At 40.1% G+C, this 13,208-nt stretch carries 13 protein-coding genes and 1 riboswitch; all 13 genes read right to left on the reverse strand.

Features of this window, described 5'->3' with window-relative positions:
* Positions 1–103: 103 nt before the first annotated feature.
* Entirely contained in the window at positions 104–1,108 is a 1,005-nt protein-coding gene (cobD, locus tag ACSHXM_RS10365) for a threonine-phosphate decarboxylase CobD (RefSeq protein ID WP_435688689.1), read from the reverse strand.
* Positions 1,109–1,154: 46 nt separating this feature from the next.
* On the reverse strand, positions 1,155–2,165 hold the full coding sequence (gene cbiB, locus ACSHXM_RS10370; RefSeq protein WP_435688719.1) for an adenosylcobinamide-phosphate synthase CbiB: 1,011 nt from the start codon (positions 2,163–2,165) through the stop codon (positions 1,155–1,157).
* Positions 2,149–2,715: a histidine phosphatase family protein gene (locus ACSHXM_RS10375; protein ID WP_435688690.1), complete on the reverse strand. Its 567-nt coding sequence runs from the start codon at positions 2,713–2,715 to the stop codon at positions 2,149–2,151. The genes cbiB and ACSHXM_RS10375 overlap by 17 nt, the downstream gene beginning before the upstream one ends.
* Before the next feature lie 12 nt (positions 2,716–2,727).
* Positions 2,728–3,555, reverse strand: coding sequence for a cobalamin-binding protein (locus ACSHXM_RS10380; RefSeq protein WP_435688720.1), 828 nt, complete (start codon positions 3,553–3,555; stop codon positions 2,728–2,730).
* 35 nt (positions 3,556–3,590) lie between these two features.
* Positions 3,591–4,205, reverse strand: a complete 615-nt coding sequence (cobO, locus tag ACSHXM_RS10385) for a cob(I)yrinic acid a,c-diamide adenosyltransferase (RefSeq protein ID WP_435688691.1) — start codon at positions 4,203–4,205, stop codon at positions 3,591–3,593.
* 1 nt (position 4,206) lies between these two features.
* Positions 4,207–5,727, reverse strand: coding sequence for a cobyric acid synthase (locus ACSHXM_RS10390; RefSeq protein WP_435688692.1), 1,521 nt, complete (start codon positions 5,725–5,727; stop codon positions 4,207–4,209).
* Between the two features lies 1 nt (position 5,728).
* Positions 5,729–6,373 (reverse strand): histidine phosphatase family protein, encoded by a 645-nt coding sequence (locus ACSHXM_RS10395; RefSeq protein WP_435688693.1) that lies wholly within the window; start codon positions 6,371–6,373, stop codon positions 5,729–5,731.
* Positions 6,374–6,922, reverse strand: a complete 549-nt coding sequence (gene cobU / locus ACSHXM_RS10400; protein ID WP_435688694.1) for a bifunctional adenosylcobinamide kinase/adenosylcobinamide-phosphate guanylyltransferase — start codon at positions 6,920–6,922, stop codon at positions 6,374–6,376.
* The gene (locus ACSHXM_RS10405; protein WP_435688695.1) at positions 6,919–7,749 is read right to left on the reverse strand and encodes an adenosylcobinamide-GDP ribazoletransferase; all 831 of its coding nucleotides are present in this window, start codon (positions 7,747–7,749) and stop codon (positions 6,919–6,921) included. Before ACSHXM_RS10405 ends, cobU begins: the two co-directional genes overlap by 4 nt.
* A complete protein-coding gene (gene cobT, locus ACSHXM_RS10410; protein WP_435688696.1) occupies positions 7,742–8,833 on the reverse strand; it encodes a nicotinate-nucleotide--dimethylbenzimidazole phosphoribosyltransferase in 1,092 nt (363 codons plus the stop codon). The genes ACSHXM_RS10405 and cobT overlap by 8 nt, the downstream gene beginning before the upstream one ends.
* 18 nt (positions 8,834–8,851) lie before the next feature.
* Entirely contained in the window at positions 8,852–9,889 is a 1,038-nt protein-coding gene (locus ACSHXM_RS10415; protein ID WP_435688697.1) for a FecCD family ABC transporter permease, read from the reverse strand.
* Positions 9,882–10,712: an ABC transporter ATP-binding protein gene (locus ACSHXM_RS10420; RefSeq protein WP_435688698.1), complete on the reverse strand. Its 831-nt coding sequence runs from the start codon at positions 10,710–10,712 to the stop codon at positions 9,882–9,884. Before ACSHXM_RS10420 ends, ACSHXM_RS10415 begins: the two co-directional genes overlap by 8 nt.
* A gap of 166 nt (positions 10,713–10,878) precedes the next feature.
* A riboswitch (cobalamin riboswitch) is annotated at positions 10,879–11,041 on the reverse strand.
* A gap of 169 nt (positions 11,042–11,210) precedes the next feature.
* Positions 11,211–12,827, reverse strand: coding sequence for an alpha-glucosidase family protein (locus ACSHXM_RS10425; RefSeq protein WP_435688699.1), 1,617 nt, complete (start codon positions 12,825–12,827; stop codon positions 11,211–11,213).
* Positions 12,828–13,208 lie beyond the last annotated feature (381 nt).

Genomic DNA, 13,208 nt, shown 5'->3' on the forward strand with positions numbered 1-13,208 from the left:
CAATTTAAATTTTGTTTATTGTTGTTGAAACACTTAAAAAAAACGCCAATCAAGGCGTTTTTTTGTTTTTAGCATTTACTCAATACCAATTGAGTTTAGTCCGTTAGGTTGTGATATTTTGTATCACATCAATTAGCTGAGGAAATTGGATTTCTGTAGGTATACCAAACCTCAGTGCATTTTGTTCGTCACATAGACGTACATATACACCTTGCTGGCATAGCTTTTCATATAACATAGGTGAATTGATATGTTGGATCGTTTTAAACAGTGCGGTGCCTGTTACAGGCACTTGAAAATGACTCACTAGCACTGATTCTAGCCTTTCACTTAAGGTTCTTAACGTATGCCTTTGTTTTTGATGCCACTGTGTGTCTGTTAACGCTTTATGTCCAATAAATTGAGCTGGACCATTCACACTCCAAGGGCCTAACATTGACGCAAGCTTGTTTAGCCAATTGGGGGTTGCTGCAATAAAACCAAGTCGTAGGCCGGCTAATCCAAAAAACTTACCTGTTGATCGTAAAACGATTAGGCTAGGGTCAACTGTGTGCCTGATGAATGAATATTGAGGTGTGCAATCCATAAACGCTTCATCAATGATCAACAGACCTTCTTTTTGTTTCAGCTTATTAAAGAGTTCTGATAAATCAGATTCAGAATATAAATGTCCCGTAGGGTTATTAGGGTTGATAACGATTACCACATCGCCGCGTTGTAAATTTTTGATTTCGTGAACATATTGATAGTTCATTACTTGGTGAACACTATTTTTCCAAGCTTTTCTGTGTTCTTGGTAACCTATGTTCGGAATGAAAACCCGTCGACTTTTGTAATTTTGAGTTGAAATTAATTGGGGTAATAGCTGAATGGCAGACTGACTACCGCTTATCGGAAGGATAGTCTGGCATTGATAATAATCACGGGCAGCGTCAATTAAATCATGACTAGTCTCAGGCAGCCGTTGCCAAACTTTTGTAGGTATTTCACCAATAGGGTAACTTGTCGGAGATATACCCGTAGAAAGATCCAGCCATTTGTCTAAAGGGATCCCATATTGAATGGCGATTTTGTTTAGTTGTCCGCCATGGATCAGAGTGTTGTTCATATGTTCTTCATACTATTTTAAAAGTTGATTACCTAGGCGACCTGGGTTATTTGGACAGCTGTGTTATTTGGATAACCAAGCCAATAAACAGCACTATCGCGACAAAAGTATAAACACTTTGGTTGACTAATTTTAGGCTCTTAGGAATATCAGCTGTGACTACTTGCCTACCACAACCTAGTTTGGCACTAGTTGTTTTTGTGCCATGATAAATTGCTACTCCACCCAAACTTACACCTAATACCTGCGCGCCAGCAGACATGCACAAACCGCCGTTTTTACTTTTATATTCTTCACTTTGTTGCCAAGCTAGATGTAATCCTGTCACTAAGGTGTGTAACTTTTTTCTATTTAATAGATACAAAACACTGCTACAAACAGCGCTGAAAAAACCTAATAAATCATCGAACTTGGCGGCAAACCATCCGAAATGGTTAAAACGCGGATTTTTATAGCCCCACATGGCATCAAGGGTATTCACTAAGCGATGTAAGATAACCAGAGGGGCCCCACCCATCACAAAATAGAACACACTAGCGATAACGGCATCATGGCCGTTTTCTAATACCGATTCTACTGTCGCCCGTGACATTTCTTGTTCGGTTAGTTGTGTTGTATCTCGGCTGACCATATAACTAGTAAGTTGCCGAGCTTGGGGCAAATCGCCTGCACTAAGGGGATTGAATATTTGCATGGCGTGCTGTGCCAAACTTTTTTGACCTAAAGCTAAATACAAAATAAAGGTCTCTAATATTAAATAAATCAATGAAGGGCTTGCAACTAAAAATATTAAAAGGGGCAGGGGGGTAACCAGTGCCAAACAACAAGCTGCGCCTCTGAGTTTTATAATGCTGGCGATGATAGTTTGATTTTGATTGGCGACGTTTTTATTCGCTAAAATTTTAGCTGAATAATTGTAAGTAGACTCAAGCCTGTTAGCCAAATTTCCAAACCCCACCAATGGATGCCATTTGGGAAATTCACCTAACACCCTATCTAATAGCAACGCAGCCAATATTTGTAAGCCGATAACCAATAGTTCAGTCAATTTGTTCACTCCAGACAAAATTATGAGCTTGAAAGGTTAATCGAACGTATTGGCAGTTTCCTAGTTGTACGGGGGATGTCCATAAACTTAAAAGGCAATCAATGGCATCGCCGTGACTGATTAGCATTACATTGCCAGTGGTCACTTCTGCTATGGCTTTTAGCGCACCTTGCATTCTCACTCGTACGTCTAGCGTAGATTCACTCTGGGCATTGGGTTTTGAGTGGATCTTGCTATAACACTGTTGACGAAAGTGCTGATATTCACTCAAGTCTGAAGTTGTTTTACCTTGCCAATTACCAAAATTTCGTTCTTGGGTTCCGGCTATGGATTGTGGAACTAGGTTTAATTGCTCGGCACAAATTTGCGCGGTTTGTTGTGCACGAGTCAAACCAGAATGAAACAGGTGTTGCACATGCCATGATTGTGCTTGGCCAGCTAAGCCTGCCGCTTGTTGCAGGCCAGTATCGCTTAGTTTGCAATCTAATTGCCCTTGTAAAATACCTTTGGCATTCCACTGACTTTGGCCGTGACGGCAGAGATATACGTACCTAGGCACCTAGAATATTCTTTAATCTTGATAAAACAAACGGGCTTGATGAATTTGCTCACACATTACTTTTACTTCATCTAACATGCGAGTGGTCATTCGGTGAACCTTGTCTGCGTTTAAACTAAATATGAAATTATTTTTTGCCGCTGGAAGTTGTTGCCATTTTTTCCATTTAATTTGATCAGGGTTTTCATTGCCATGCTGACCCGGTTGAATAATAACCTGTGGTGAATTCGCTACAACTTGTTCTAGGCCTATTGATGGATAATCATCTTGCGCATTCTTAAATGGATTGATTGCACCACATAACTCTATTTGTTGTTGTGGCCAAGCGTTTCCAGCTACAGTTCGAAGTGGGCGAGACCATAATTCGTAGAATAGACTAATGGGCTTTTGGCCAGCATATTGTGTACGCATCTTGGTTAACCTAGCTAAGTATTTATCCGCGATTATCTGAGCCTGTTTTTGCCTGCCGGTTAATTCACCTAACATCTGTAATTCTGTGGCGACATCTTCGAGTTTTACCGGTTTTGAATACACTATTTTAAACTTGTATTTTTCTAAACGAGCTATGTCACTCATTGGGTTACCAGTTTGCCAGGCAAGAATAATGTCAGGTTTGAGTTGCAGGATTTTTTCAATTTGCAAACTAGCGTAATTGCCCACACGCAACAGGTCTTTAGCCGCTGGTGGATAATCAGCATGTTCTGAAGTACCAATTATTTGATCGCCAGCACCGATTTCATACAATGATTCCACTATGTGTGGAGCTAATGCAATGATACGCAGTTTTTGTTTTTCCGAGTCTGTTAACTCAGCTGCTACCGAAACGTTAACACTGCTTATTAATAGTAAGCAGAATACTAATCGAAACGTTTTGCTCACCAGTCAATTCCTTTTTGTGCTTTGATCCCATTATCAAACGCGTGTTTTATGGGGCGAACTTCACTAACCGTATCTGCTAATTCGATAATGGCTCTATGGCAGGCTCGACCGGTGATAACCACATGTTGATCTTTGGGTCTGTTAGATAGAGCTTCGATGACTTCATCTAGGTCAATATATTTATACGTCACCATGTAGGTAATTTCATCTAATAACACTAGGTTGATTGTAGGGTCACTCAACAGCTTTTTACTGTGTTGCCAAGCAGACTGAGCGGCTTTTATGTCTTTTTCTTTATCTTGAGTTTCCCATGTAAAGCCTGTTCCCATTACATGGAATTTTACCCCGTTATTTTCTAGTAAATTTCGCTCACCGCAATCCCACGTTCCTTTAACATATTGCACTACCGCTGCAGTTAGACCGTGTCCAACCGCTCTAGCGACAGTACCAAAACCTGATGTGGATTTCCCTTTTCCGTTACCGGTAATGACTAATAATAAGCCCTTATCTTCCTGTGCTGCAGCGATTCGTTTATCGACATTGGCTTTTTGTTCTTTCATGCGCGCTTTATGGCGTGTTTGTTCTGAGTTTGTTGAATTTTTATCTGTCATCTTATTCACCTTGTTTTATCTGATTGTTAATCAGGCTTTCAATTTTGTTCCAATCTAGATGATCTAGGCAAGCTTGAGCTAAGCGTTCTAGTTCATCTTCTTGTTGCTGGTTGTAATCTTTCAATATTGAGGTTTCGGCCCCGGCCCACGTTAAAATTTGATTTAATGCCAAAGGCGAGTCAAATAATCCATGTAAATAACTACCGGCGACTTGGTTGTCGGTGCTAATGCAGCCTTCTTCTTCACCTGATTTTAGCTTCGCAAACCTGGCTTCACTTGGCGAAACCTCGGTTTGGCCTACGTGTATTTGGTAACCTTTTATCGTCACAGGGTTATTGTTTTGTGTTGAGAGCAACAATTTTCCCTGGTTTTGAGTGAGTTGTTTTTGTGGGGTGAGTACTGTGTCCATCTTTAGATAACCTAAACCAACAGATTCACCAATCTCACCCTCGATACCTGTTGGATCCGTAATACTATTGCCTAACATTTGGTAACCACCACAAATACCTAATACCTTGCCACCGTAGCGTAAATGTTTAGCAATATCAGAATCCCAATCTAGACCTTTTAGTAATTTAAGATCCGCTCGTACACTTTTACTGCCGGGCAGTATGATGAGATCACAAGAAGGGATTGGCGTTCCTTGTTTAACAAAAGTAAGTTCAACTTGAGGGTGCGCCCTTAACATATCAAAATCGGTATGATTGCTAATTCTTGAAAATACCGGCACACACACTCGTAATTGAATATCGTTAGTGTCTAATGTTTGTTCGGCTTGAATGGCATCTTCCTCGGCCAACTGTAAATCCATTAAGTAGGGAAGTACGCCTAAAACAGGTTTTTTTGTGCGCTTTTCTAACCAATCTAAGCCAGATTCGAGTAACTTGATATCGCCCCTGAATTTGTTGATCACAAAACCCACAACCCGGTCTTGCTCACTTTTTGATAGTAGCTCTAGCGTGCCTACAAGTTGAGCAAACACGCCACCTCTGTCAATGTCTGCCACTATTATGACTGGACAATCGACTGCTTCAGCAAACCCCATGTTGGCTATATCACCTTCTCTGAGGTTTATTTCAGCTGGACTGCCGGCACCTTCCACCATCACTACTTGGTATTGTTCGGTTAATCGTTTATGTGAATCTAATACGGCCTGCATGGCAACCTTTTTGTAGTCGTGGTATGCCTTAGCTTGCATGTCGGTGATGACTTCACCATGGATGATAACTTGTGCGCCGGTATCTGAGCTGGGTTTAAGCAATACTGGATTCATATCAGAATGCGGTGCTAAATTGGCTGCTTGGGCTTGTAAGGCTTGCGCACGACCTATCTCTTTACCATTTGGCGTCACAGCACTGTTTAACGCCATATTTTGCGGTTTAAAAGGCGCGACCTTATATCCCTTTTTGACTAAACAGCGACAAAATCCAGCTACTAATAAACTTTTACCCGCGTCAGATGTGGTTCCTTGAACCATTAATGTGGCGCTATTCAATTTGGGAGAAGTTAGAGGTTTATTCATCTTAGTAATCCGCCTTATTGGTAAACACATCTGCGGGCAACCCAATAAAGTTTACTGAGGGTTCAGCGTCTTCAAAAGAGGGAATGGTGATACGTGTTAAACTTGCGTAACCTATATTTAATTGCGAATACCAACTCCCATCTTGCCAATCCACGGGCAATAAATGGGCTAAAATTTGTCGAATAACCCCTCCATGGCAAACGATCAAACTGTATTCCTGGCTGAATTGTTGAGTAAGTTTAGTCCAAGCGCTTACCACTCTTTGATGAAAGACTTGTAAAGATTCACCATCGGGTGGCGTATTGTGTGATGGGTCTTGCCAAAAAGATGTCATTAAAGGCCATTGTTGAGACGTGTCATCAAACTTTATTCCATCCCAAGCACCAAAATCACATTCTCGGAAGTCTGGCTCTAGGTTCAATTTTAGCTGATGGTCTCGGGCTATCTCTTCGGCAAATTCTTTGCAACGTCTTAGTGGTGAACTAATAATATTATCTGGGTAAGCTAATTGCCTTACTTGACGATGCATTTGTTTTAATCCTTCTGGACTTAAACAGACATCAGTGCGTCCATATAGCGCTGGTGGTCCATCAATATTGCCATGTCTGAGCAAGTCTATTTGTGTCACTTTATCTTGTTCTGACATTTAATTGTCACCTTTTGAGGACTTAGCCTTTAAAGTCATAGGTAGGCCCGCCGCTACAAATGTTACTTCGTCTGCAGCATCGGCTACGGCTTGATTTAACCAGCCGGCTTGGTCAACAAATTGCCTACTTATTTCACCCATAGGTATCACACCTAATCCCACTTCATTTGACACTATTATGATGTGATGTGGGCTAATGACTAGCTCATGGATAAAATGCTTAAATAGCTGTTTAAAATCTTGCTCGGGCTTGGTAAATAATTGGTTATTGAGCCAAAGAGTTAGGCAGTCTATTAACAATACGCTGCTTGTATCTGCATGAATTTTTTGGATAAAGTGTGTGAGATTTAATGGTACTTCTGCTAATTGCCAATGTTTTGGACGCTCACTTTTGTGGCGTCTTATTCTGTCAGCCATCTCGTCATCTATAGAGGTCGCAGTCGCCACTACCGTTACTGGGGAAGCATTGGATGCTTCGGTTTTTTTTACCAATTCAAGGGCATATTTTGACTTACCAGAACGGGCGCCCCCTAATATAAGGTGGATCATAAATTCGTTTCCAATATAGGTGCGTTGGCAATTAAAATTAAGTAAATAAGCAACTCTTGTAACTGTTGAGTCGCCCCTAAAGCATCACCGGTATAACCATTGATATGTTTGTTTAACCAATGCCTAATAACAAAACGAAAACAGAAGCAGCTCAAAAATAAATAAAACATTGTGCTGAAGGGCAAGAACAAACAGGCTGCCGCACCTGTAATTAACACAAATATCAGCACTTTTGATGACATAGGTTTAGCTAATGGCTCACTTTTGCTGCCACTGCTAGGAATATCATTTGATACATAATTCATGTCTTGAACTAAACTTATTGCAACAGCTCTAGACAACGGATAGGCCAGAAGTAAAGCTAGTATTAGTTGATTATGACGAGCTAATTCCCACCATAGAATAAACTTGGTGCCTAAAACCAAAATTAAAGCGCAGGTGCCATAGGTACCAATTCTACTGTCTTTCATTATTGATAGTTTTCGTTCTCGGTTATAGCCACCCCAAATCCCATCACAACTATCTGCAAGTCCATCCTCATGTAAAGCCCCGGTTATCATTATGCTTGATATCATCATTAGACAAAGACTAGATAACAGGCCAATTAGTGGTTGAATAAGGTAATAAAGTAGAATTAAAACGCCAGCAATTAACCAGCCTACTAGAGGGAAATACTGACTTGCTCGGCGCATTTTACTCGGGCTATATTGAGTAAACTGGGTGACAGGTAAACGTGTAAAAAAACTAATGGCTAACATAATCAAGTTCAAATGGTATTGAATGAATTGTTTACACCCAGCTTTATTGGAAGACAATAAATTAGACATTAACTTGAGCACTTTCAAATGTGGCCATGTTATTGTAAAACTCAGCTGCAGCTTTTATTAATGGTACAGCTAATGCCGCTCCTGTGCCTTCACCTAAGCGTAAACCTAAATCCAATAATGGTTTGGCGTCTAGTTTTTCCAAGATTAATGTATGGGCTTGTTCAGCTGAAGAGTGGGCAAAAATCATATACTGACGGGCATTGGGTTGGATCTGATAAGTGATTAAAGCGGCTACAGATACAATAAAACCATCGACTAGTATGGTTTTTCCAGCCTCTGCTGTTGCTAACATTGCTCCCACCATTTGTGCAATTTCAAAACCACCCACTTCCTCTAATGCTTTTAGTGGAGCTAGTTTTGCGCTTCCATAGGCTTGTTTTAAACGCTGTATACTGGTGTCAACTAAAGACATTTTAAGCGTTAATTGTTGTTCACTAATTCCCGTTCCTTTTCCCACCGTTGATTGGGCGGGTAAACCAATTATGGCACTTAACAATGCAGATGCTGACGTGGTATTGCCTATACCCATTTCACCAAAACCAATTAAGTTTGAACCTTCGTCAATTTGTTTTAAGGCGACTTCCTTACCTTTTATTAAAGATTGTTCTAACTGAGATTTACTCATGGCAGCTTGTACAGAAAAATCTTGAGTACCCGCTGCAATGTTTTGTTGAATATAGTCAGGGTGTTGTTGTTCAACTGGATTTAAAATGCCTGCATCAATCACTTTTAATTGCACATCTGCAGCTCGACAAAAGCAGTTAATTGCAGCGCCACCAGCTAAAAAGTTTAAGACCATTTGCCCTGTAACTTCTCGTGGTGCAATGCTAATAGGATGTTGAGCAATACCGTGGTCAGCTGCAAATATTAAAATACTAGGGTGGTTTATTTCAATCTTTGAAAATGGATTTGATTGGCTTTGTATTAGAGCTAAGGCTTGCGCTAAATCCTCTAATTGGCCTAGAGCGCCCATTGGTTTGGTTTTATTATTAATTGTATTTTTGATGTTGGGTAGAGTCTGTAGGTCTAATTTTGCTACCTGCCAATTTTTATGGTCTAACCCAGAATGTTTTGTACTGCTCATCTATTCATATACCTTTTATTATTTTTGTCTTTGGCTCATGGCAATGAGAAAAAATATGCTGCCAATAGCGGAGGTGATAATGCCAATTGGAATCTCTTGATCTGGAAGTGCTACTCGGGCAACAACATCTACCCAAACCATAAAGGCGCCGCCTAACAATACGCTACCTAAAATAACAATGCGGCTGGTGACACCAATCCAATTTCGTACAATGTGCGGGATCATTAAACCAACAAAACCGATCCCTCCACAGTAAGACACGATACAAGCGGTAAGCGCGGCACATATTCCTAAGGACATAAGACGTAGCCGAGTAACTTGTACACCTAAGGTTTTTGCATTTTCGTCACCCAGTAATAACGCATCCATGTGTCTGCCAAACAGTAGTAACAACAGCACACTGATGAGTACAATTGGCAGCATGACCCAGGCGTACCAAACTTCAACGCGAGCTAGGCTACCCATTAACCAAAAGATAACTTTACTAGCAGCAAATGGCTCTGCTAAAAATAGTAAAAAGTGGCTCAAGGCACTTAACATAAAAGAGACCGCAACGCCGGCCAACAGCATATGTTCGGTTCGACTGCCGAATGTTTTCCTGGCCAATATCTGGACCAATAAAACAGCAAATAAAGCGCCTAAGAATGCAGCAAAAGGTAGCGCTAAAGTAAAAGAAAATTCAGGCAGTATATTGACTAAACCAACCCTTTCGGCAAATCGGCTGTCAAATAACAATGTTGCAATACTGGCGCCTAAACCTGCACCGGACACTACGCCAAATAAGTAAGGATCGGCTAGGCCATTTCGTGTGATATTTTGTAATGTCGCTCCCGCCACAGCTAAACCAGCTCCGACTAAGAATCCAACCAATACTCTTGGTAAGCGGATTTCCCAAAAAATGAGTTGGTTGACTGGTTTTTCACAAGTCGCAAACAGGCACTGTGCTAATTCAGATGGGGTAAAGTCTGCAGCGCCAAAAAATAATGCTGCAATGGGTGATAACAGTGCGATAAATATTAACCACCACCATTTTTTATTTAATAGAGGTTTATTCATTATTACTATCACCTCTATTTGTCATCACTTGTTCAGTTTGATTTGGGGGATAAAAATCAATTCGTATTTTGGTGTGTGTGTGATCAGTTTCAGAGGTAACACAGCACGGAACACCAAACACTTCTTCTAGTCGATCAGCTTTTAAGACTGTTAATGGCGCTCCTTGAGCTGACATGGTTCCGTTATTTAGCAAGCAAAGTTCGTCGCAATAATTCGCTGCTAAATTTAAGTCATGTAGGCTCATGACCACTGCAATATTAAATTGATGTGCGAGTGATCTAAGGAGATCCAATACTTGGTGTTGATAATAAATATCTAAATGATTAACGGGTTCATCTAACACAATTAGTGCGGCTTCTTGTACAAGAGCTCTAGCAATTAACCCCCTTTGTTGTTCGCCTCCTGAAAGAGAACTAAACGCTTGGTGGGTTTTATTAGTGAGTCCAACCCGTTCAATCGCGTTAGCAATTTTTTGGTCATCGTCAGAGGTTTGTCTCGACAATAAGGTCTTATGGGGTAATAACCCCATACGTACAATTTGTTGTAAATTTAGCGCAAATACACTTTCGTTAAGTTGATTGACCACCGCAATTTGTTTAGCTAAATCTATAGGGTGATAGTCGGTTAGCTTTTTGTGAGCCCAGCTTATTTTGCCTGCACTATTTGTTTGTCCTGATAGTAATTTAAGTAAACTAGTTTTTCCGGCACCGTTTGGGCCGAGAACCCCCAACACTTTGCCAGATTTAAGACGTAAACTTATATCGGTTAATATCGTTTGTTTGTCTATTTTGAAGTCAAGATCGTTTGCAACTAACAGGCTCATTTTAAGTTTTACCTGCTGCTAACGTATTGATGTGAAATTGTAAATATTGCCAAGTTTTAATAACCAAAATAACAGCTTAAAAATGGCGGGTAGGCAATACATAAATTACAGTCAGAAACACTGTGAGGTCATTTATGTATCCGCGTATTCCCGCGCGAATTAAAAAAAGATGTAATCTATTTAGGCTGGTATCTGACTTAGTTAAAGAAATTTATTAACTTTTACAGTTGCGGGTACAGTTCTGGATTTTAACCAGATTCCCAATTAATTTAGCGACATTCTATTAACAATAGATATTTGTTGTCTAAAACCTAAATAATTGCGCTGCAATATAGCAAGAAATGCCATGAGGTACGATGTTTTTATTATTAATGGAAATAAATTTGCAGCCTTCTTTTCGAGTAAAAAACGCTTTCGAGTAAATAAGGCTGCAGTGTAACCAATCTTAATCAAAGATAAGTTACACTGCTAAAACGTATTGGCTTTAGTTGTCTTAACTTAACATTTACCTATATAAATACCGTGGGCAGGAAGCTCTACGGATTGTCCAGTCTGTTGACCAATTAATAAATCAAAGTTCAATGGTATCGCTGTAGTTGTCTGCGGAAGCTCTATGTTTTGGGTTTGTGCTGATAGATTAAAGCTCATTACCCATTTTTCACCTTGGTACTGACGATAAAAACATAATACTTGTGGGTTTAAGTCGATAAACGAGATATCACCATATTTTAAGATGGCTTGGTTCGCTCGCCATTTTAGCCACTTTTGGTAAAACACTAGGCTAGAAGTGGGGTCTTCAATTTGAGTATCCACAGACAGACTTTGGTGAGCTGCAGGCACGGGGAGCCAAGGAGAGTTTTGACTAAAGCCAGCATGCTCTTTGTCAACATGCCAAGGCATGGGCGTTCGACAACCGTCTCGTCCTTTAAAAGTGGGCCAAAACTCGATGCCAAAAGGGTCTTGAAGGTTTTCAAAGTCGAGCTCCGCTTCTTCTAAACCTAACTCTTCACCTTGATAACTGCATACACTACCACGCAAGCTGGTTACTAAAGCAGTAAACATTTTAGCTAGCTGTGTTGATTGAGCATGGCCCTTACCCCAACGTGTAACGACTCGAGCCACATCGTGGTTACTGATAGCCCAACATGGCCATCCATCTTTCATTTGAGATTCTAATTGTTGCACTGTATCCGTTATGTGTTGAACACTAAAATCATCGGTTAATAACTCAAAGCTATAGGCCATTTGTAGGCGTTTACCTTGGGTATATTCAGCCATTGATTTAATCGAGTCTTCAGAGCTAATTTCACCTAACGCTGCGGTACCTGGATAACGGTCTAAAAGTGCTCTTATTTTTAACATGAACTCCAGTGTTTCTGGACGGTCATTATTAAAATAGTGGTATTGATAGGCATAAGGATTGTCTTCAGAAAAGCCCCGGCCGTTACGTTCATCCACAGGTTTGGTGGGGTTGTCGCGTAATTCTTTGTCGTTAAAACAGAATGTAATTGCATCTAAACGTAAGCCATCCACACCTTTTTTCAACCAATATTCAATGTTATCTAATACTGCTTGTTGAACGTCAGTATTGTGAAAATTCAGATCAGGTTGAGAAGTTAAAAAGTTATGCAAATAATATTGCTGACGTCTCGAGTCCCATTGCCAGCCCATGCCACCAAAAATAGACAACCAATTGTTAGGTGGTGTGCCATCTTGTTTTGCATCAGCCCACATATACCAGTCAGCTTTATCATTTGTTTTATTTTGGCGGCTTTGAGTAAACCAAGCATGTTGATCTGAAGTGTGGCTTAACACTTGATCGATCATAACCTTAATACCCAGTTGATGAGCTTGTGCAAGCAGGGTATCAAAGTCATTCATATCACCAAACAGTGGATCAACCGCCTGGTAATCACTTATATCGTAACCAAAGTCTTTCATGGGTGATTTGAAAAAAGGTGAAATCCAAATCGCGTCAACACCTAAACTCGCTATGTAAGGCAGTTTCTGTGTAATGCCAGCTAGATCACCAACACCATCATGATTGCTATCGTAGAAGGAGCGTGGGTAAATTTGGTATATAACTGCACCTTTCCACCAAGATAATTCGCTCATATAAAACCTTAAAAAAATAGATATTGCTCAATGGCCACTAGAGTAGTGGATAGTGGATACAAGATTCAATTTTCTGCAATCGTATGCAATTTAGAGAAATTTTCATCAAAAATTAACTCTAATTTCAATAAAAATACTATTTATCAATGGCTTGATTGATGAAGCAGGTGTAATAATTGCGTTAATAGGGTGTTACAACTTAGAACTGAATACGTATGCATAAGTTTGTCATTCGATTAGTCGCAGATATATATTGGCCAAATCATAATGCCTAGCAACACTTTTGATAGGTATTGTTACTAGATTATTTGAAGTTTTTTTCTACACTATTGTTAGATTGATATTTTTTGTAATCCTCTGATTTTATTGAATAAGTTTGAT

Origin of the sequence: Paraglaciecola sp. (assembly GCF_051252315.1) — a bacterium.
Lineage (GTDB): Bacteria > Pseudomonadota > Gammaproteobacteria > Enterobacterales > Alteromonadaceae > Paraglaciecola.